Source organism: Cupriavidus pinatubonensis (assembly GCF_019602855.1).
In the GTDB taxonomy this organism is placed as follows: domain Bacteria; phylum Pseudomonadota; class Gammaproteobacteria; order Burkholderiales; family Burkholderiaceae; genus Cupriavidus; species Cupriavidus pinatubonensis.
Window position 1 is genome coordinate 149,076 of record NZ_CP080768.1, and the last position, 20,463, is coordinate 169,538.

At 59.5% G+C, this 20,463-nt stretch carries 21 protein-coding genes and 1 tRNA gene; 14 read left to right on the forward strand and 8 right to left on the reverse strand.

Translation table 11 applies throughout. The annotated features are described in order from the left end of the window. Positions 1 to 26: 26 nt before the first annotated feature. From K2O51_RS31445 to K2O51_RS31480, 8 genes are all read left to right on the forward strand, one after another. On the forward strand, positions 27 to 980 hold the full coding sequence (locus K2O51_RS31445; RefSeq protein WP_220631718.1) for a hypothetical protein: 954 nt from the start codon (positions 27 to 29) through the stop codon (positions 978 to 980). Between the two features lie 83 nt (positions 981 to 1,063). Then, positions 1,064 to 2,005: a recombination-associated protein RdgC gene (locus K2O51_RS31450; RefSeq protein ID WP_220631719.1), complete on the forward strand. Its 942-nt coding sequence runs from the start codon at positions 1,064 to 1,066 to the stop codon at positions 2,003 to 2,005. A gap of 3 nt (positions 2,006 to 2,008) precedes the next feature. Next, the gene (locus tag K2O51_RS31455; protein WP_220631720.1) at positions 2,009 to 3,046 is read left to right on the forward strand and encodes a hypothetical protein; all 1,038 of its coding nucleotides are present in this window, start codon (positions 2,009 to 2,011) and stop codon (positions 3,044 to 3,046) included. Between the two features lie 228 nt (positions 3,047 to 3,274). After that, positions 3,275 to 3,362: transfer RNA gene (locus K2O51_RS31460), tRNA-Ile, on the forward strand. A 1,809-nt stretch (positions 3,363 to 5,171) separates the two neighbouring features. Continuing rightward, positions 5,172 to 6,509 (forward strand): replication initiation protein, encoded by a 1,338-nt coding sequence (locus tag K2O51_RS31465; protein ID WP_220631721.1) that lies wholly within the window; start codon positions 5,172 to 5,174, stop codon positions 6,507 to 6,509. Between the two features lie 1,155 nt (positions 6,510 to 7,664). Beyond that, positions 7,665 to 8,354 carry an AAA family ATPase gene (locus K2O51_RS31470; RefSeq protein WP_220631722.1) on the forward strand — a complete coding sequence of 230 codons (690 nt, stop codon included), beginning with the start codon at positions 7,665 to 7,667 and terminating at the stop codon, positions 8,352 to 8,354. Positions 8,355 to 8,359: 5 nt separating this feature from the next. Next, the gene (locus tag K2O51_RS31475) at positions 8,360 to 9,418 is read left to right on the forward strand and encodes a ParB/RepB/Spo0J family partition protein (protein ID WP_220631723.1); all 1,059 of its coding nucleotides are present in this window, start codon (positions 8,360 to 8,362) and stop codon (positions 9,416 to 9,418) included. Between the two features lie 253 nt (positions 9,419 to 9,671). Further along, a complete protein-coding gene (locus K2O51_RS31480; protein ID WP_220631724.1) occupies positions 9,672 to 10,121 on the forward strand; it encodes a hypothetical protein in 450 nt (149 codons plus the stop codon). A gap of 201 nt (positions 10,122 to 10,322) precedes the next feature. Here K2O51_RS31480 and K2O51_RS31485 read toward each other — a convergent pair whose 3' ends face one another. Beyond that, positions 10,323 to 10,610: a hypothetical protein gene (locus tag K2O51_RS31485; RefSeq protein WP_220631725.1), complete on the reverse strand. Its 288-nt coding sequence runs from the start codon at positions 10,608 to 10,610 to the stop codon at positions 10,323 to 10,325. 315 nt (positions 10,611 to 10,925) lie between these two features. Then, the gene (locus K2O51_RS31490) at positions 10,926 to 11,828 is read right to left on the reverse strand and encodes a DNA-binding protein (RefSeq protein WP_220631726.1); all 903 of its coding nucleotides are present in this window, start codon (positions 11,826 to 11,828) and stop codon (positions 10,926 to 10,928) included. Positions 11,829 to 12,053: 225 nt separating this feature from the next. On the opposite strand from K2O51_RS31490, the gene K2O51_RS31495 reads away from it, so the two are divergent. Continuing rightward, on the forward strand, positions 12,054 to 12,371 hold the full coding sequence (locus tag K2O51_RS31495; RefSeq protein ID WP_220631727.1) for a helix-turn-helix domain-containing protein: 318 nt from the start codon (positions 12,054 to 12,056) through the stop codon (positions 12,369 to 12,371). 172 nt (positions 12,372 to 12,543) lie between these two features. Further along, positions 12,544 to 13,722 (forward strand): type II toxin-antitoxin system HipA family toxin, encoded by a 1,179-nt coding sequence (locus tag K2O51_RS31500; RefSeq protein WP_245001972.1) that lies wholly within the window; start codon positions 12,544 to 12,546, stop codon positions 13,720 to 13,722. Between the two features lie 30 nt (positions 13,723 to 13,752). Here the strand turns inward: K2O51_RS31500 and K2O51_RS31505 are convergent, their stop codons facing one another. From K2O51_RS31505 to K2O51_RS31515, 3 genes are all read right to left on the reverse strand, one after another. Continuing rightward, entirely contained in the window at positions 13,753 to 14,001 is a 249-nt protein-coding gene (locus K2O51_RS31505; RefSeq protein ID WP_220631729.1) for a hypothetical protein, read from the reverse strand. A gap of 194 nt (positions 14,002 to 14,195) precedes the next feature. Further along, positions 14,196 to 14,831, reverse strand: a complete 636-nt coding sequence (locus tag K2O51_RS31510; protein ID WP_245001973.1) for an ATP-dependent DNA ligase — start codon at positions 14,829 to 14,831, stop codon at positions 14,196 to 14,198. Positions 14,832 to 14,904: 73 nt separating this feature from the next. After that, positions 14,905 to 16,146 (reverse strand): IS4 family transposase, encoded by a 1,242-nt coding sequence (locus K2O51_RS31515; RefSeq protein ID WP_220631730.1) that lies wholly within the window; start codon positions 16,144 to 16,146, stop codon positions 14,905 to 14,907. 1,155 nt (positions 16,147 to 17,301) lie between these two features. On the opposite strand from K2O51_RS31515, the gene K2O51_RS31520 reads away from it, so the two are divergent. Then, positions 17,302 to 17,544, forward strand: a complete 243-nt coding sequence (locus K2O51_RS31520; protein WP_220631731.1) for a hypothetical protein — start codon at positions 17,302 to 17,304, stop codon at positions 17,542 to 17,544. 80 nt (positions 17,545 to 17,624) lie between these two features. On the opposite strand, the gene K2O51_RS31525 is transcribed toward K2O51_RS31520, so the two are convergent. Together K2O51_RS31525 and K2O51_RS31530 are read right to left on the reverse strand one after the other, a co-directional pair. Next, positions 17,625 to 17,792 carry a hypothetical protein gene (locus tag K2O51_RS31525; protein ID WP_220631732.1) on the reverse strand — a complete coding sequence of 56 codons (168 nt, stop codon included), beginning with the start codon at positions 17,790 to 17,792 and terminating at the stop codon, positions 17,625 to 17,627. A 6-nt stretch (positions 17,793 to 17,798) separates the two neighbouring features. Next, positions 17,799 to 18,080, reverse strand: a complete 282-nt coding sequence (locus K2O51_RS31530) for a hypothetical protein (RefSeq protein WP_220631733.1) — start codon at positions 18,078 to 18,080, stop codon at positions 17,799 to 17,801. 89 nt (positions 18,081 to 18,169) lie between these two features. Between K2O51_RS31530 and K2O51_RS31535 the strand changes: the two genes are divergently transcribed. From K2O51_RS31535 to K2O51_RS31545, 3 genes are read left to right on the forward strand one after another with little or no spacing between them, the layout of a single operon-like run. Then, on the forward strand, positions 18,170 to 18,565 hold the full coding sequence (locus tag K2O51_RS31535) for a HipA N-terminal domain-containing protein (RefSeq protein WP_220631734.1): 396 nt from the start codon (positions 18,170 to 18,172) through the stop codon (positions 18,563 to 18,565). Next, positions 18,562 to 19,398, forward strand: a complete 837-nt coding sequence (locus tag K2O51_RS31540; protein ID WP_220631735.1) for a type II toxin-antitoxin system HipA family toxin — start codon at positions 18,562 to 18,564, stop codon at positions 19,396 to 19,398. Before K2O51_RS31535 ends, K2O51_RS31540 begins: the two co-directional genes overlap by 4 nt. Before the next feature lie 18 nt (positions 19,399 to 19,416). Next, entirely contained in the window at positions 19,417 to 19,887 is a 471-nt protein-coding gene (locus K2O51_RS31545; protein WP_220631736.1) for a 3'-5' exonuclease family protein, read from the forward strand. A 40-nt stretch (positions 19,888 to 19,927) separates the two neighbouring features. Here the strand turns inward: K2O51_RS31545 and K2O51_RS31550 are convergent, their stop codons facing one another. Then, positions 19,928 to 20,137, reverse strand: a complete 210-nt coding sequence (locus K2O51_RS31550; protein ID WP_220631737.1) for a hypothetical protein — start codon at positions 20,135 to 20,137, stop codon at positions 19,928 to 19,930. Positions 20,138 to 20,463 lie beyond the last annotated feature (326 nt).

The window sequence follows — 20,463 nt, forward strand, 5'->3', positions numbered from 1 at the left end:
TCCAACTATCGTCGCCAAGGTCTCAAATGGATCCACAGATTATTGGTCTGAACGGCGTTTCCGAGAACGAGCGCAATGCGATCGCCTCAGAACTGGAAAAGCAGGCGCAGGCGCGCGGACTCACGCTCCAGGTTGTCAGCCTTACTGCGCTCCTCCTTGAGGAATTGAGCCGTGCCTTCCCCTCGGCTCGCGACATCCTCGAGGCGGCTTTTGGGAGCCAGGAGGGTGCTGAGGCACATGTCGAACTGGCGCTAAGCCAGTGCACGGATCGGGCTTTTCTCCGCGCGGCGATAGAGTTTGCGGATGAGCGGAATCTCGAGTTTGACGACCTTGGCCACTTCATTGCCCAGGCCCGCTCCGTGGAGCAGATCGCACACTGGTGGCGTGTCGCCTACAGGGAGCGCCAAACTCCGGGTTACTTCTTCGAGGCGGCGCGCGCCGGCTTCAGCAACCTCCGGCAGCACGGTGGCGCAGACATTTACCTGGTGGAAGATGCCGACACGATGGACGTCTGCCGGCTGATCCGCGCCGCCGACGGCGAAAGCTGGCTGGGTGCCCTCGCCTTTGGTGACACGCGGATGTTGGGGCCGACAGTACGGGTTCCGGCAACGGCCCTGAACAGCCAGTTGGCCATCTTCGTACGCCAGCAGTTTGCCCGCAGCCGGACTGACCACGTTGCCCGCTGGGCCGGGCGACAGCACGCAGCCTCCCAGGTCGATGCAGAGCAGATCCTGCTCGATGCCGGGGTTTGGTTTGACCGCGCATATAGCCGGTCCGCAGCAACGCCTGGCTCGGTGGTTTATTTCAACCGCGGCGATGAACTCAATGTTGGCATGTATGACCCTTCCATCGGGTCGGTCAGCATTCTGGACGACGGCCGAACCGACTCCACTCCGGGCGAGCGCCGAGTGGCCGTGCCCCTCTTGATGACGGACTCTGGCTCACAGCGACACTCAGCATCAATGCGCCCAGCTGCCTAGTGCAAGTATTTATTTATCGGTATATCTGTAAAACGCAGGATATAGCGCCGGATACACCGGCGCGTCACCAACAAGGGACTTCTATGTGGCTCAAGAATGCGACGGTGCTTCGGCTCGTAAGCCTTGGACTTCGTGTCCACGGACTCGACGACGCGCTTGCAAAGCAAGCTTTCACGCCCTGTGGCAGCAGTGATTTCACCTCAAGCGGCTGGGTAGCTCCCCGCACTGACGGGCCGCTGGCCCATGTAGTAGGCGAGCAGGTTCTGCTTACTTACTGTATCGAGAAGAAGGTGCTCCCAGGCGCCGTCGTTAAAGATGCCTTAGCTGCGCGGGCGGCAGAAATTGAGGCCCGGCAAGGATACAAGGTCGGCCGAAAGCAAATGAAAGAGTTAAAGGAGGAAGTCACCCGCGAGCTCCTGCCCAAAGCCTTTGCGACGCGCAGTAAGACAGCCGTATGGATCGATCCAGTCAATAAGCTGATCTGCATCGACGCCATTGGCTCGAAGGTCGATCTCATCGTAAGCGCCCTCTTCCGCTCGATTGATCGGCTTGAGGCGACGCAGCTGCATTGCCATGTGTCACCCGCGGCTGCTATGACGGATTGGCTGGCCAGCGACGATGCTCCAGCCGGTTTCACAGTCGACCAAGATGCCGAGCTCAAGGATTCCGGCGAGGGCAAGTCGACCGTGAAGTTCGCTAACCACAGCCTGGATGCAGCCGATCTTGGCCACCACCTTGCCGGCGGCAAACGGTGCACGCAGTTGGCAATGACCTGGGAAGACCGAGTCTCGTTTGTTCTGACAAGCGCCCTGGCAGTGAAGAAGGTCAAGGCTCTGGATGTCATAAAGGACGAATCGAAGGACAACGGTGAAGATGCGGACGCAAGATTCAACGCCGACTTCGCATTGATGGCCGGCGAACTGAGCAAGCTTATCGCCGCCCTCATCTACGCACTCGGGGGCGAACGAGCTGCGAACGGCAAGCGACAAGAACACGACGAAGAGGCGCTGCTGGCTGCAGCGTGACCAATGATTAGCAAACTCCATCTCGAAGGGATCCATCTGCCGGCGGACTGGATTGGCCGGTGCTTCGCCAAGACGCAAGGTGATGTCACTTCCCTCTACGTCTCCCGCGCATCTGAGTCCGAACCCGTTTGTATCGCCAGCGGAGGCCCCTTGAACGGCGACGTGATAAGGGCGTTGGCTGTCGCGCTCAGCGACGCCTGGCGAACCGGCCGAGGCCTCGCCCCGAAGCCCGACCCTGAGCCTTATGAAGTGCCCTTCGGCACAGAGGTACCAATGCGGCGTCAAAGCGCGCAGCGGTTGCTGCTTAATACCTTTGGTGCAGCGCCGATCGTCACCTTCATGCAACACGCGAGCAATGTTGCCCGCGAGACCGACCCGCTCTTAAAGGATCTGGTCTGGCAGCGCGGACGTCGCGGCTATGCTGTCGAGTACAGGCTGCTCGACCAGGCAGGCAATGTCGTCGCCGCCGATGTCGAGAGCAACAAGGCCCTCCGCGCGGCGCGCGCGGCGCGGCTGGCCGATGTCGATTCGTGGTGCATGCCGCTCGAGGACTTCGAGCTCGCCTCGCTCGCCATTCCGGTGATCCGGGGAAACGGGGTGAAGGAATCGCGCATGCAGGTTGTTGAAGGCACACAAGCTCCAGCGGGTGCCCAGGACCTCAGCGCATTGCGCACTGAGCTGGGTCGCATCTATGACCGAGCTGCTGTTGGGAAGGATGGGCTCGAACTCGCCCCGCGTGGGGAGTGGATCGCGTCGTCGGTCACGCAACTCCTAAATCGCGCGCTGAATTGTGATCTTCGGACCTTCCAGATGCCGGGGGCCAAGGCAATGATCTTCTTTCATTCTGACAATCCTCGCCTGACTCCGCACTCGGTCCGGTCGATGGTGCACAGCGACCTGGTCGTCGCGGCCTGCGAACGCGGCGAGCACGTGCCGAACGAGGTGATTGCTGATCTGCGCGCGAGAAACCCCGGGATCGAGCTGCCTGTGGATGCATCAGCCCACGCGCGCGAGACCTTTAGCCGCCCTTCCGTGCATTAGGCTCAGGTGGGCGGCAAAGCTTGACAAGGGGTGGCGGCCAGCAACATAGGTCTCCCATCAAACGTGAGAAAGCCTGGAGCCTTGAGCTGCAGGCTTTTTTTTCTGCATTGAGAGCAACCCGCGGATGACGCACGACTAACGGCAACGAGAGGCGCATTCAGCGCATGTAGTCACCGCGACTTGTTTCCTTTACGATTGCCGCCTTCTGGGGCGGCGCGCCGCTTCCCTGGGCCGGACGCCGTGCTGGTTGCAGGCAGCGGACTCATAATCCGCCTCCGTAAGGACACCGTGGGTTCGAATCCCACCCGGCCCACCAATTCCGAACTTACCTATTTTGCGGCCCCGAGATGTTCGGGACACGACCCCAAGGTGCAGTGGTTTGGGCCGCAAATGCCCCGGGCCGTGCCCCTCTTGCGTTGACGCGTCCGAAGGTGCATTGAATTGGGCCGCAAACCAGTCACCCATGCCTCCAGCGCGCTTGAACGCGCCCCAAGGTGCAATGAATTGGGCCGCAGATCGCTCGCTATGCCCTTCAGCGCGCTTGGACGCGCTTCAAGGTGCAATGAATTGGGCCGCAAACCACTCGGCTATGCCTTCCAGTGCGCTTCAATGCGCTTGGACGCGCTCCAAGGTGGCATGAATTGGGCCGCAAACCGGTCGACTAGGCCGGCCTGCGCGCTTCAATGCGCTTGAACGCGCTTCAAGGTGCAATGATTTGGGCCGCAAACACTCGGCTATGCCCCTCCAGTGAGCTTCAACGCGCTTGAAGGTGCAATGAGTTGGGCCGCAAACCACCGGATATGCCTTCCAGCGCGCTTCAATGCGCGTGGACGCGCTCCAAGGTGTAATGAATTGGGCCGCAAATCACTCGGCTATGCCTTCCAGCGCGCTTCAATGCGCGTGGACGCGCTCCAAGGTGTAATGAATTGGGCCGCAAATCACTCGGCTATGCCTTCCAGCGCGCTTCAATGCGCTTGGACGCGCTCCAAGGTGTAATGAATTGGGCCGCAAATCACTCGGCGATGCCCTCGACGCGCTCCAAGGTGGCATGGATTGGGCCGCAAATCACTCAAATATGCCGACCAGTGCTCCTGGGCGCGCCTCAAGGTGCAACGATCTGGGCCGCAAGAAACTCGGATATGGCATATAAGGCACTTTCGCTCGCCTTAAGGTGCAGTCAGATGGCCGCAACGGCTCATACACGCTATGGTGCATCGGTTTGGTTGACTGTGAGAGTTTTGCGGAGAGACGTAAGTAGTTACTTCCCGCAGCCTAGCCTTGATTCGCGTATATGAGCAGCATGATGCACAGCATTGAGGGTTTGCGGACCAACTGGTTACACCATCACAGGCCTAGGAGCTTGCTGGATCTGATTGCGGACCAATTCATTGCACCTTGATCAGTGCCGCGGTCCTCCGTTAACTCTGTGCGGACCAAACGATTACACCAGTGGTCTGCCAGTGGCGTTGAGTCGTGCCAGGGGCTGCCGTCCGAGTAGCTGTTGCTTGTGTTTGTGGGCCAAACGGGTCACCTTCGTTAGCCCCTGGAGTTGCGGACCAATGAAGTGCACCTCTTTTAGGGCCTGAGAGGAAACGGCGCATGCACGTCTTGACGCTGCCCTGTTCTCTCGGCATGCAGACTGAGGCTGTGGATAACTGGGACGGTTTTGACGTTCCGCAAATATTTGCGGATAGCTAGCAGCTTTGTTTACGTTAACCAACTAACGTATACGGGAGCGTTTTTCGCTTTGATAATCAATAAGTTACGTGGAGCAAAGTGTTAACCGTTGGTGCCAAGGTGATATTCATTGGTCTTAAGGTGTACCGCAATGGGCCGCAAAGGTGGTACTGGTTGGTCGCTGAAGGTGTCATTGATTGGTGCAAAGGTGCAATGGATTGGTGCAAGGTGTTAACCATTGGTCCTGAACACCTGGCTACCCTGAAAGCCTTATGGGGCGGGCGTTTCATGACTTAAGGTATTGAGTATGGTGGTATTTTTTGGGCGAACGGTGTAATCGATTGGTACAAGCGCACAACACCCTTCCGCAAAGGTGTAATCGTATACTTGACTCATTACACCTTTGTGGAGATAGTAGCGTCACTTAGTGAATTGGGCGCCGCTACCCATGTCAAATCTCCCGAAGAACATCCCTGAACAGCTAGGGTTTGACCTGTTTAACGCTGTCCGCGAGGAGCTGGGGCCGGGGACCTCGATAACTGAATCAACGCGGGAGATTGGGTACAGCAAGAGCAACGTTCTTGTCGACGTTACTCCCATGTCATTGGTCGCCAGGCGCGCCATCAATGCACTGTGGCTCACCGTATCAGAGAATCCCGACCTCCCCCACTACGACATCGACCTCGGCTACTTCAAGTGGCTTGCGAAGTTTGAGACGTCGAATAACGTCGGACACCTGAAGAAGGCGTTGCGCGAATGTCAAAGCTCATCTGTCCAGGTATCTGTAGACGATCAGGATGGTGAGCCGCAATGGGTGTCAGTGCCTTTGTTAGGTTCAGTTGGGATCGCTGGGGGTCGCGTGGTTTTCAAGGTCGACGAGATGATTCGTCGGCAGTTGAAGGACCCGAAGCGCTTCACCTACCTCTCCGTGCGCATGGCCGCCGCATTGAGCCAGTACGCATACATCCTCTATGAAAGGCTCGGGACCTTTCGTTTTAAGGGCGGGACGGACTGGATTCCTGTCGAAGAGGTCCGGAAGTGGGTCAATGCGGACACAGTGAAATCGCTTACTGAATACAAGCAATTCAAGCGCCTGGTACTGGACAAGAACATCGCGCAGATCAATGAGCTGACCGACCTGTACATCGAGTACGAGACGAAGACTTCACCAGGATCGCGCCGTGTTGCCGCGATCAGGTTCAAGGTCAGGGACAACGCCGAGGGTAAGCTGGTCCTGGACTTTGCGCAGCCACACGAACTCAAAGATCTCTACGAGACGTTGGTGAAGGGGTTCGGGCTCAGCAAGAAGCAGATCAACGAGCTCATCAGTAATCGGGAAGTGAACACGGACGAGCGCATCCGTGCCGCTATTGACCTTGTGAAGTACCGAGTTAAGGTCGGCGGGGTGAAATCACCTGGTGCTTACCTCATGCGCGCGATCAAAGAAGGATGGTCGCTAAGCGAAATGGAGCGCGAGGCAGCGAAGGGAAATGTGGCCCTAGTGGTAGCCGCCGGCGAACCGAAAGTACCGGCCGCGGAGATTGAGTTTTCTAGAAACATTGAGAAAAGTATCGAGGACGGCCTGGCAATTTTCGAAGGCCTGGACGATGGCACTCGCCTGCAGGTTCTCGATGGACTCTATAGGGAGCAGACTTTCCAGTTGGCTGCTCGCCGACAAAAGGTAAAGGCTCGACCCGAAGAAGCTGCAATCATGGCCCGTAAGGCGCTAAAGGCAGAGCTCGGCCAGTACGTGAAGCGCTGGTCGGACGAACGGCAAGCGGCTTGAGATTTTAAGGTTTCTTGAGGCGCACAACTCTTTTGGTTCATGCTGATCTCTACGGCCGAGTTTTATCAGAGTTGTCACGTAACAATCGTTAAATGAGACGCATTACTGTACGTGCCAGCGTCTCGCGTCGCCTCTGTCGTCTCTGGTGCAGGCACCGTATGCTTTGACATAGAAAGCCGATGGCATTTGCTTTGGTCCACGCTACGAGTAACCTCTGCCCCATTTCGGAGCGGTGCTCTCTGGGGCCGGATCAGTTGTCACGTAACAACCGGGGTCTCTATAGCCAGAGTGAGCCACAAATGACTCGGGCGCAGCTAGGTGTGAGGAGCAATACGGGCCGGGTTGTTACGTGACAACCCACAAGCGGTCCTGAGTAGCAGGCGTGAAGAGCGCAAGGTCGCAAAATGTCGGCCCGTACTTTTGCCTGGGTTGGTACGCGAGATGCGCACGCCTTGCGGTGCTTCCATCGGTGGTTGTTACGTGACAACCGTTTGCCCATGCGAACCCCAACGAGGCCTCTGCACTTGGGTTATTACGTGACAACCGCTGGTCTCGCAATTCAGCGATTACAAAGACCGATTCTCGCCGCGTCTTCTCATGTTGTTACGTGACAACTGCCAGTTGGGAGCTCGCGATCCGATCTGGCCGAGCGGCTACCAGGAACGATTTAGCCGGGTCTTCTCAGGTGGTCGTGCCCACTGCGTTTAGCTTGTTACGTGACAACAGACCGTTTCCGACCTCGCAGGGTCTGCGCTCCGCGATTACCAAGATCGATTTTCGCTGCGTCCCATTTGGGTTGTTACGTGACAACCGCTTGCCATGCGAATGCCAGATTGGCGCGCATTTGCACTTGGGTTGTTACGTGACAACAGAACGTAGCAACCACCCCCGGTCTGCGCTCCGCGAATCAGGCTCGACTTCGCACCTCGCCTCTGGGGTTGTTACGTGACAACAGGTATGTCGCGATTCCGCAACTCAGCGAGCAATGCTGGCCTTTGATGGTTGTTACGTGACAACAGATCGTTGCGACACCGCAACCAATGCCACCGTGAGATGCAACGAAAAGCACACAAACAGAAAGTTATCGAAAATTATCTTGCTACCATATTTTGTGATGCATAGAATTCGCGAAATATAGGAACCGGGAGGGATCTGATGAAGAAGGCTTACACGATCGCATTGGCTAACCAGAAGGGTGGGGTCGGCAAAACGACAGTGGGTCTCAACCTTGCGTCTGCTTTTCACCTCGGTGGAACCGAAACCGCACTGGTCGATGCTGATCCTCAGAACACGTCTCTTCGATGGGCGACAAGTGGGGCAGAAACGCTCGGAATTGCCGTCACAAGCCTGGCGCCGGCCGGCAACAAGATCGGCAATGAAATTGCCAAGCTCCAACGGAAGTACGATCTCGTGGTTGTCGACTGCCCAGGCAATCTGGAAGATCCTCGCACCCCCGAAGTACTGAAAGTTGCTGACTTCTGCCTCATGCCTTTGGGTCCGTCGCCAGCGGATCTGTTCAGCACCCTGGCAATGATTCGAGAAGTGGCCGCTATTCGACGCAGGGACAATCCTGGCCTCAACTCTGCCCTCATGCTCAATGCCGTCAACGGAAAGACGAAGATGAGAGGGGAGATCATCAAGTTGCTCGAGGAGCAGGACGTGGGTACCCATCTCCTAAAGTGCCAGATCGCCCAACGAGAGATCTATCGTCAGGTCTTTGCTCTCGGCACGACAGTTCACGAGTGCACCCGCTACATGAGGGGCTTGAAGGAGGCCCGGGCCGAAATTGAGGCTTTGGCGGTTGAGCTGTCCACGTTCATTGCCGAGACAAAGAAAAGAGGGTGACTTAAATGAGTAAGCAAAATAGCGTGAAGAAGAAGCCCGCGGCTACCGGATTGTCGTTGGCAGCTGGACTTCTGAAAGGTCTGAACAACGAACAAGCGGCCCTGGATGAGCGGGAGCGTGCGGACGCCGAAACGCCGCCACACTCGGCAACCGTCGCGCCGATCCGCGCTGTTCACGACTCCCCGCCAGTGACGAAAACTGGGCCTTCCATTTCACCCGCGAGTGGTGGCCGCCTTCGGATCGCGGTTGCGGACTGCATCTCAAACCCGTACAACCCCCGCGAGTTCTACCCAGAGGCCAAGATCCAGGAGCTTGCAGTTACGCTGAAGCGGGATGGCCAGATCGAGACTATCAAGGTCACGCAACTGCCGAAGTACCCAGGCAAATACGTGGTCATCGATGGCGAGCGACGGCTGCGGGCGACAAAGTCCCTCGGCGAAGCGCTCATTGACGCGGAGCTACGAGCTGATCAAGCTCCCGCAGAGCTGTACTCGACCGCGTACCGAGCAAACAATGACCACGAGCGGCAGACGATCTTCGACGACGCGATTGCCTGGCGCCGTCTGCTGGATGATGCTGTCTTTGCAGACCAGAACGCATTGGCCGAGAGGGTAGGGCGAGACAAGACCTACGTGAGTAAGGTGTTGTCGCTGAATTCCCTCCCAAGGTCGATCCTTGAGCGAATGGCTGAATCGGCCAGTCAAATCGGATTGCAGGCTGCCTACTTCATCAAGCTGATCTTCGACAAGGTGGGCGAGGATGTGGCTGACCGCACGCTGTCTGCAGTGATCGACGGCAAGAAAACCGTCCGGCAACTCGAGCTCCAGGTCCGGGACTTGGCGGATACCAGTGCGCCAAACAAGAAGGCGCGGACTCGGTATCACCAGCTCTACGACTTCAAGGTCAATGGCGGAGGGTCCCTTGGCCAACTGAAGACCTTCCCAGATGGACGTGTGAGCCTCGAACTCGTCGATATCCCAACGGAACATCAGGAAGCGTTGGCGGAGAAACTGAAGGCGATCGTTGATTCCTTCTCTAGCGAACGAGCCGAAGTGGAGCAGTAAAGCAGGCCGTCAGGACCCTCAGGCGCGTCGTATCCCTGATGCGCCCCATCTATTGAACAGCCGTGATCCTGCAAGGGTTCGCGGCTTTTTGCTTAGGGTCGCGCCGCTGGGGTGTGTAAAGGTGCAGAGCAATGGGATGTTTAACTACACAGCGCTCGCAGCACGACACCCTCCTATCCCCCCTAAGCGGGGAGACGCGGGCGGTGACCAGGAGGCAAACTTAGCGCCTTTCACATAAGAAAAGGAAAGACTTGTGAGACGCGCATTCGCGGTTCTTGTTGCTGCTGTTTCGTTGTCAGGCTGTGCGCTTCCGCCATCGGAGAGTGAACTCGCAGCTGCCGACTATGGGTCTTACCCGATGAATTACGAGGAGATCATTCGCGACTATATGTCCTCTCGTCTAAAGGACCCGTTCAGCGCCCAATACCAATTCCAGAATTCCCCGCAAAGAGGCTTCTACGGCTTGGGCGGCGCGCAATACGGCTTCGTCGTGTGCGCCCTCATAAATGCCAAAAACAGTTATGGTGGATACACGGGAGCTCGCCCGGCATACTTCATGATTCGTGACGGTGCGGTCGTTAATGCCACTATTGGCGATGGCTCGTACGGGGACGCCATGGCCAGTGGGAAGTGTCAAAAATTTGTAGGGAAGTTTGGGAGCGCGCCAGTAGCTAGGCGGCAAAAAGGGATCTTTACCGAGTGAATTGCCTGAGTTGGGGGCGTGGTCTCGTGCTGGGATCGATCTGGCAGAATTGCCACACCACAACGAAGGGCGGGGAAGCCATGAGGCGAGGGATCATCGCGGCGGTGGCAACCGGGGCATTGCTGGCGGCGACCGGCGCGCGGGCAGATCTAAGGGGTCACCACCCCTCTCATTCAGCTTGACCGCCTAGCCCAAGCGTTGTTAGTTCCGACGTGCTAAATCGATAAACGCGGGCTCGAGGATCTGGTCCGTCGCGGAAATCAGCATGTAATTGTCGGGATTCCAGACTACTGATGCCGTGTGCGGGATATGCACAGTGGGCGAAGGACTGATTGGGCTTCCCGCTAGCCAAACACGATCGTGCTCGTGGCGTTCAACTCTGCGAAGGCGGAAGGTGAAATCGGGATTGTGGATGGAGCAGACCACGATGCTGCCTTCCTCGTCCGCGTCCTTCAGTTCCTTGAGCACCTGCGTCAGGTATTTCTTCAAGGACTCAAACTCGTTCGGTTCCATCTGTTACCCCCGGAGTTGATAGGAAGATACAGTCTGCCAGAATTTGTCCTCCGAGCAAGTGCCGTATTCGGAATCCGCCGGGTGCAACTAACCGCCTGGACGCACAACCGTGCGGCAAACCCCCCCGGATTTTCTCAATCTGGTCGATTGCTCGGCCTGGGCCGAGTCGTGGGCGGCAAAGCCGCCAGAAGACGAGCGCACCGCGGGGGAGGGGCCTTAGACTCGGACGCTCACCGTGAGTCCACCGGCAAATCCAGCCATGCCCAAGGTAGAGGGGGACACGGCGGATTCTCACTTCTGTCGTGACTTGCCTCCTGCCCGCGACGGCGACGCCTGGTCTTCGCGCGGGGTTTGATTTGAGGCAGCGACTGGCTCCTCGCTTGTGCCTTCCAGGTGGGCACGCAGCTCTTTCAATTCAGCCTGAGCCCCGGCGGCCAAGCCGACCGCCTCGGTAAGCCGGCCCTGCACGGCCTGATAGGCAGCGTGGGCCTCCACCAGATCCTTTCGGGTCTCAGCTTCCCTCGTCTCCGCTGCGCCCAGTCGCAATTCAGCGCGCTGACGGGCGGCCTCTTCCGCCACTCGCTGCGCTTCCGCAACTGCCGCGGCTTTCTCCACCCCGGCTCGCAGGCTCTGTTCACTTGCCAGTTGGGTGCGCAAGGCTGCCACCTCGGCCTCCAGGCGAGGCACTGCTTCTAGACGGAGCTCTGCCCGAGCTAGGGCTTGTCGGACGCTGGCCAGTTCCTCCTGCTGACGAACGGCGTCCTGGCTTAGCCGTGTGATCTCGGCAGTTTGCTCGGCGGCCTTGCCTGCTGCCGTGTCGCGCTCGGTGCTGACAGCCACGAGCTGCTGGGCCAACTCATCGCGCTCCGCCTCCAGTGCCTCGCCGTTGGTCGCGATCACCGCGAGTTCACCTAGCGCCTGGGCAAGTGCAGCCTCAGCGTCAGCCGCTGCCTCATCTGCAACCTTCGAAAGTTCGGCGCCCAGTGCGGCGAGCAGCCGGGCGTTCGGTTCACTGATTTTGCGAGGCATCGGCTTCTGCTGGGCCTGCCAGGTCGACAAATGGCGATGGATCGTGTTCATGCTGCCGGTGCCAAGCCGCTCACGCACGGCGGTCAGCGTCGGCTTTAATTGCTCGGCGATGAGCGCATCGGCGGCGGCTGCCACCTGCTCGTAGGAGATTCCTTGACGGGCCATATCGTATTGCCACTCCGAGATTATCCGTATCGTATTAAAGGACACTACGATACGAAATGACAGAGAGATGGGACAATTCTCGACCTGGGGCGAGTCCGTGGGCGGCAAAAGCCACCACAGACTGAGTGCCGTTGGCCGAGGGGAGAGGGCACAACAGCTCGCCTATTCGGAATATTTGCGCTATAAAAGAAGCAACTTCGAAATTTCGGCAACATTTATAGTGCAATGAAGGTTGCGACTCCTTACTCTTTCCAGACCGAAGAAGCCCTACGAACGATCGGCGCCGGTATCCGGACGGCCAGGCTCCGCCGCGGCGAGTCAACGGCTCTGGCTGCTCAGCGGACGGGGGTCACGCGGAACACCTGGGCCCGTCTTGAGGACGGCAGTCCTGGCGTGGCCACAGGTCTGCTGATCGAAGCTCTCCTCGTATACGGCTTTGACAGACAGGTCTTCGCGCTGGCCTCACCCGAGGCCGACGAACTCGGCAATCGCCTGGACCGGCAACGACTCCCTAAAAAAGGAACTTCACGTGCCAAGGTCTGACCTGCGCGCGAAAAGCGTTGAATCCCCCCTCTACGTTTATACCGCCATAGACAGGCGCCTCGTCTGGGTCGGCACGCTAAACCTTGACGACAGCAGTGGGGAAGTGCCCAGGCCGATCCTCGCGGACTTCCGCTACGCGCCCTCGTACTTGGCAAGCCCCGCGGCTTACCCATTGGATCCTATCAACTTGCCGTTGCGAGACGAGGTGTTTCGCACGACCAGCCGCTTCCATGTGCTGGGCGCCCTGTTCGACGCGGCACCGGATGCGTGGGGGCGCAGTGTCATTCGGGCCGACAACGCGGGCCTCATGCCCAGCGAGCGGGAGGTTTTCGTGCGTGGCCGCGGCCTGGGTGTCGGCAGTCTGCTGTTCGCGCCCCAGATGCTCGACGAAGCGGTGGATCTTGCCAGCCTTCCGCAGGCTTCCGCGCACGTGGCCGGGTTCGAGGAGATCCAGACAGTCGAAGCCGTACTGGCCACCATCGATGAAGGCGGCCAGGTGGACGATGCATGGCGGGATCTGCTGGCCAGCTCGTGGGACATTGGTGGGGCCAGGCCGAAGACGATCGTACGAGACCAGGCCGGCGAACTGTGGATTGCCAAGTTTCCTCGGGCGCGGGACTCCTTTGATCGGCAACGGGTCGAATGGGCAAACCTGGAAATGGCACGTGACATCGGCATGGACGTGCCCCAGGCCCAATTGATTGAGGGCCGATTTGGTGCGGTGCTCCTCGTGCACCGGTTTGACCGCGCCGTGGAGGGGCAGGGCACTTCGCGCCGCCACTATCTTAGCGCCGCGTCCCTGATCAGCCCATCGCCTTCGTTCGACAAGCGTGACATGGACCGGCCGCAGGGCGTGGCCACGTTCTCGTATGCCCGAGTCGCTGACGTGATCAAGCGGATCTCGTCGAGCCCCGCGCGGGATCTGCAGGAACTTTACGCCCGGATGGTCCTGAACGTGGCGATCCATAACACCGATGACCATCTGAAAAACACCGGGTTTCTCAAGCATGAGGACGGCCGCACCGGACGCTATCGCCTATCACCGCTGTTCGACGTGGTCACCCAGGAAGGCAGTGCCAAACACATGCTGCACATCGGTCCAGTCGGGCGCGAGAGCAGCTTTGACAATGCCCTCGCCGGCGCCGCTCGCATGAGCATCAAGCCGAAAGCCGCCCAGGAGATCATTGGCCGTGTCCAGGACGTGACCAGCCGCCGGCACGACTACTACGCGCGCGCAGGCCTAACTGACAGGGAGATCGAAGTCATCGATCGTTGCATGAGCGCCTGGCACCTGCTCGAGGACTTCGAGGAGGATCCAGACCATGTGCCGGCGGCCAGGCCGCGGGGGTAGCGTCAGCGCGATCGTCCCGCGCCCAAGCTATTACCGCAATGTGAAGCGCACCGTCAGTGCATCGAGGGCAATCCACGGGCCGACAGCCAGGCGAAGCAGCTGTCCGTCATCCCAGTAAGACAGGTAATCAGGGCGCCATTTCAAGGCCCGCAGGTAGCGCGCTTCAACGCCGGCGATCACGAGGCCTCCAGCAGTCGCAGCGACCGCATCACAGGCCAGGCGCAACTCCTCGCTGTCTTCGCCAAAGTAGTGCGCTTCGAGAAATATCGTCGTGGGCATGTCGTAGGGCAACGCATTCGAATACTGTATAAATATACAGTATTCGAAGCAGATCTATCCATACTCACGTCAGGTTCGTCGATCGACCTCAGAGCAGAGCGGGATGCGCTGACAAACTGCTTCGCGGTCTGTTTCACTTTCCAGTCTTTGCCGACCATGCAGGCGTCGATCCATGTTGCTTTGTGCTGGGCGCGTCAGATCTCCCGGTGGAATCGGCCCGGCGGCGTCGAGCCTGGTCGCTTGATCTTGAGCCAGTCCGGCGACTCGCCCGCGACATACAGGCTGCCAGCCCGCTTGGCCACCACGCCCTCCAGTTTTAGGCCCAGCACGGCGTCATAGAGCCAGGCGCCATCCTCCACGCTCTCCACGAAAAGAACGCCAGGTACGCCTGCGAGCAGAGTCTGGAGCCGCGCTTTGCGATCCTCATAGGGCAGGCCACGTACGTCGCGCCCGTCATGCATGACAAGGTCGAACGCACAAAGAACCACACCATCAGCGCCGGGATACCAGCGCCGGCGCAGGGCGCGCTTGTGCAGGCGATTGAAGTCCGCGCGCCCCAGCTCATCGAGCACCGCTACCTCGCCATCCAGGATGTGGGCGCCGGGCGGCAGGTGCGCGAGCGCGACGCCCAGCTCAGGGAACCAGGTCGTTGCGTCAGTCCCGCCGCGCGTCTTCAGCGCAAACGGTGCCGTAGCCACAAGCATGCGGTATCCGTCGTACTTCAGCTCAAAGTGCCAGGAGCCATAGCGCGGCAGCACCTTGCTGCGCACGGCCAGCATGGGCTGTACGTCCTGGATGGTAATGGGAAGGGACGGGGAATGGCGCGGCATGGCCGCAGGATTGCGCCGGCCCGAGCGGCGTGCAATCGCAATCCACCCAACATAAGCGACGCCCAAATAGGCATCAAAAAGCCTTGTAAGTAGCATGTCGATGAGGTTTGTGGCGAGGCGGACGTGGCTTAGCGCGATCCGGCCTCACGCGATGGGTACGTGTTGCGATCAAGGCCAAGGTCTCATTCAGAGCAGCCTTGGCCCAGCGCAAGCCGAGCAGCACCGCTGACAGGACAGGTTTGAGAGCGGTGATGGCGAAGGTTCGGTTGATGCGATGATCAGAGTCAATTTCATGTTCCTGCGCGGCGCTGAGGCAGCAGAGGGCGTGAAGGTTGTCGCTGAGGATTTTGGCGCCGAAGTCCTGCCTGGCGGCCAACTGCGAGAGGCCGGACAGATGTTCGAGTGCCATACGGTGTTTGAGGCGTTTAAAGGCCTCCTCCAGGCGCCAGCGCTGGTGATAGAGATCGCGGAAGGTGGTGGCCGGATGACGGCGCCTGTCGAGCAGATTGGTGATGAGCACGCGTACCTTGCCGGCTGGCGAGATCTGTCGGATCAGCCGGACGGTCTGCGGGACGGCCGCACACTCATAGTCGCGCGCGTCATTGCGAGTTGGGGCCGGGAGCGTGACGATGCCCTCGGCCCGGCCGGAGCGGATGAAGTGTCGCACGGCGGTAAAGCCGCTGCCGTCGGCTCGCATGCAGAAAGGGATGTTTCGTTGGTTGAGCACGGCCACCAGCCAGCGGGCTGGGTAGCCGCGGTCGAGGAGAAGCAAGTCGTTGGATTGCAGGCGGTCCAGATGCTCGAACAAGATCTGACGCTCGTTCTCGTGCACGCTGTGCAATGAGGCGGTGAGCATGATCTCGGCCTCGGGCAGGTACAGGCCGAAGGCGAGTTGATCGCGGGTGGCGGCTCGAGGGAGATGGCTGCGGCGGATGGCAAAACGCAGGTGTGAGGCGTCCGCGGCGACCAGCCGAAAGCCATGCCAGCGCGGCAAATGTTTGGAGACGTGCTGAAGCAGCCAGTCATTGAGGTGAGCAAAGACATCGCCGCTGAGTTTGCTGCGAGCCTGGGCGAACGCTTGTTCACTGACGCCTCGGCACAAGGTATTTTGGCGGGCGAGTGCGGCGAAGAATTGATCGAGTTCGGCTTGTACCCCCATGCGCAAGTTGCCAAGCATGAAGGCGATCAGTGTTGGGAGGGTGAGCTTACGCTGACGGGTGAATGCAGCCGGATGTTCGGCATGACGGGCAAGTTCGCGAAAGACCTGGGTGTGCAGATATTGGGTAAGCGTAGCAAACAGATCGGACAGGGGCATCAGAGCCAAGCGAGGATCGAGAAATGATCCTCTATTGGCCGCCGCCCTGCTTGCGCTAAACAACCAGCGCAAGCAGGGCGGCGGCCACTCGAACCTCGTCACCTGTCAAGCGTTGTTGGCGGGAATTGCGATTTTTTCTTGACGGCTTATCTTGGGTTGATTGCGTGCAATCGGCGCCTGTCCTACAGTTGAGGAAGTGACTAATTAGCGGCTAGGTCAATAAGTCGCGATTACAATCGAATGCTTGACCCCTGTTAGCAAGGACCGTAGCATTGCCTGCGATGTTGTGAAAAACACATCAGTAGGACACCGGCCTAGATCGCGCTAACGAACCAGACCGGTGCGCCGGTGTTATTGCGGGAAGTAGTGGAGGATGATGATTAGGATGCCGACCAGGGCAACGTACTGATTAACGTCTTTCAATATGAAATACCTCGTTTTCAAATAACACCATTAACCAGGGCCTGGCCGGTGCGCTAACACCGGCCATGTTCTGGCCCCACCAGACTGTTCGGCCCGGCCGAACTCAGCCGCATCATATCCCTTTCCGAATTTTCCTCGTAGGCGGTTTTGTAACGAGGAAAGAAAACGTCGGTCGGAATCGATCAGCTGGGCCCGAGTATATTGGAAGAAATCCAGAAGACCAGTCTTGACAAGCGTGGTTGCGACACGCGGATGACAAGTGCGGCAGAGACAAATTCGCAGAAACGCTTTAATAGACAAGAGATTCTGCTAAGTCGCTCGCAAGCGCACATTTTTTGGAAATTTTTTTTATCCGTGCGGCGCGCCCGATAGCCCCACACCAGCATGGGGTTTGACAAGCGGGTGCAGATCCTCCGGGCGACGAAGCATACGGATCTTTGCTGCGAGGTAGAGATTGGGGGGGCGTATGCCCGCCGGCTGGAGACGCTGCGCGTCATTGGTCGCAGCAAGACAGGGCCACCGGGGTGCGGCGCGGTGGCTGGCGGTGTCCATCAAACGCGCAAGACGCTTCTGTGCCCAGCGTATGCTGGGGCGCGACATCGACGGTCGCGCTTTGCATGGCTGGCGGCACGGCAGCCGACAAAAGCCCGCCGCCGGCAAGAAGCCGCCGAAGGCCTGACGTCCTCGATGTGTTCTATGCTCAAGGCAAAGATCGCCAAGAGGGATTGATGCATGGACACTCCGCACCTGGACGAACTGCTGCAGTTCCGCGCCGACTGGTTTCAGCTGCCGGACTGGCCGCCCGAGGTCGGACGAACCGTGCAGATGGCCTACCTGATGGGCATGGAGGATCTGTATGCCCGCCTGATGGCCGCCTACCGGGACAATGACCTCGAAGGGCTGTATGCCGTGCTCGATGCGCTCGGCAAGCAAGCCCGCCGGCGCCTCGCCGAACTCGAAGCCAAGGGCGACTGATGCGCGCCCCTCCCGGTGGTTATGCGCATTGAACATAACGGTTCTTCTGCGAAATGTTATGATTACTGCACGTATGCTGTTCAATCGGTACAGCTAACCGAGGCCGGGTTAGCTGCGACGCGGTGCCGGGTTTCGCAGTCGATGGCCCCGGAACTCACCAGGATGGCGTAGAGGATGCCGATCGCGGCAGGGATCGCAATGAACGGGTTGTGGGTCACGAAGACGTACAAAAGCTTCAGGAATTCCATGAGGTCTCACAGTGCGTCCAACTTCGCCAGTTCTGTCTTAGCCCAGTCCTGAAACGCCCGAATCTTGGCGCGCAGCTGCTCGAACTCGGCCCCATCTCCCACCGGCGTTGCGCACGACAGCAGCAGATTCCAGGCGCCGGCCGCGCGGGCATGGTTGTTCAGGATCGAGCGACGGTTCTGCATCATGTGGATCTTGAACTCGTCCAACATGGGCGCCTTCATGTCGACGCCGTCGCGCCAATTGTCGATGAGGATTTCAACAGCTTGGGGGGCAATGTCGATTTGCATGGGCGCGAGCATACCGCCAAGGACCCGGCCGCACAAATACTGGTGGTATGTAATGCTCTTGCAGCCTTCAGATACCGCTCTTCCCAGCTATGAATGACCATCTGTTCGTCTGGTTCTATCCGCCACCTGGCCACGACCCGCTGCTCTGCGGTCGACTGGACCTGATTGGTGGCCGGCAGTGCCTGTTTTCCTATGCGCCGGAGTATTTGAACCGGTCAAATGCTATCGCCCTGTGTCCTGACTTGCCATTGCTCGAACGGCAGTACGTCGCGTCCGCTGGCGTAGAGATGCATCCGATCTTCGAGGATGCTGGACCAGATCGCTGGGGGCGGCGCGTCATGGATCTGGCTGTAAATCCGCGCCGGCGCGCGGCTATCGACTACCTCGCCCTCGCCGGTGTCGACCGCATCGGTGCCCTCGGCTTTTCGGGGTCCGGAGAGAGCTCCCCAGTCAGAGGCGCGCCGCCGGTCCACCGCGGCGCTTGATCGAGGCCGCGCGTGCGGTCGAATTGCGGGAGCCTATCGATGACCGGCTTCGCAAATTGCTGCGCGCATGTGGACCGATCGGCGGCGCTCGGCCTAAAGCGGTCATCGACGACGACGGCACTGCCTGGATAGCGAAGTTTCCAGCGGAAGGCGATGAGGTCGACGTCTGCGCCATTGAACACGCCGCGGTGAGGCTGGCACGCGAATGCGGGATTGAGGCGCCTGAATCCAAGCTGGTCGAGGTCGGCCGACAGAATGTCCTCCTGGTGAAGCGATTTGACCGGGAGTCAGACGGCGGCCGCATCCACGTCGCGAGTGCGCGAACTATATTGCTTGGAAACGGGATTCCCGAAGAGCAGATGGCGTATGCCGACATCGCCGAGTGCGCCCGCCGCATTTCTCCCACCCCCGCGGAGGACAGCCTTCAGGTGTTCCGCCGGATGGTCCTGAACATCCTGATCGAGAATACGGACGATCACGCAAAGAATCACGCCTTCCTGCACCAGGGCGCGGACCGTTGGCGATTGTCGCCGGTCTACGATGTCCAGCCGCAGCTGCAGGGGATTCAGTATCAGCAGCTCATTGTTGGCGACGAAGGAACGGACCCGACGCTGACGAATGCGCTCTCCCAAGCGGGCCGCTTCATGCTCACGCCGGCCGAGGCGTATATGGAAGTCGAGCGACTCTTGGACACCGTGTCCGGCTGGCGCGAGGTCTTCCGGGAGTCCGGCGTCTCCGAACATGACATCCGAGAGCTTGAGCCCTTCATGTTGCGGGATTCGGAGCTACCGCCGCCCCCGACCCGGCGGCGTTCCGAGCGCTCGACCGGCTGAGGGGCCCTCCCTAAAATCATGAGACCACGCAGCCCTTGGAAGTGCCGCTACTTCGTCGACACCGAATTTACCGATTTTCTGGACTGCCAGCTTATTAGCATTGCGATTGTGGGCGAGGACGGGCGCGAGTTTTACGGTGAGTGCTCCGACTTCGATCTGTCGGCGTGCAGCGAATTCGTGCGCGCGGCCGTGCTGCCACAACTCGGTCAGGCACCGGGCCGGTCGATGTCGGGCTCACAACTGAAGGCCGAGCTGCTGGCATGGCTGCTCGCCGTGCCAGCTAAGCCCAAGCCGATTCTGTGCTTCGACTACCAAGGCGACTTTGACTTGTTGTCCGACCTGGTCGATGGCGACATCCCGGCCGGCTGGAAGTGCGAGCACATCGGGTGCCGCCTAGCTTTCGATAAACAGGAAGCATACTTCTGCGAGCACGGTGGCCGGCACCACGCGTTACATGACGCACGCGCCAAGGCCCGCGCCTTTCTCTAGCGATAACCGCAGGGCGGCGCGACCGGCGCCTTGGAGGGTCTCACCAGTGCCTGAGGCTTTTGACCAGCGCCTCCAGCCGGTCCGCGTCGGCCTCGTCCCGGTTACCGCCGGTTAGCCGGGCCCAGAGTATAAATACGCCGAAGGCCATTGGCTCCCGTTCGTGGCGCAGCGGATGTTGGCGGCAGTTCTCGATTTCACGCTCGGCGTTCGTCGTCAGCTCGGCATAGGTCCAGGTCTTTACGCTCGTCATCGGCCTCTCGCCATCTTTTGCCGGCGGCCGGCCTGCGATCGCAGGCGCCAACCGACATGCTCACGAGTGCCGGCACCCTGCTCCGTGCGCCGTCTCGCCATTCGATGCGCTCGCTCCCCTGGCCAATCGGTCAAGATACCGCTCGCACTCAGACCCCAGGTCAAAATCTACCGGCATCACAGCCGGTTTCGGCAGATCGTCCGGATCTCGATCCGGCTGGCCGAGCCGGAGGTAGACTTGGCGCGCGAGGACAGCTGCCAAGACAACAAAGGCGGTTGCAGCAAGCAGCTGGAGGGCAAACCGGAGCGGATATGGCATGGGCGTCT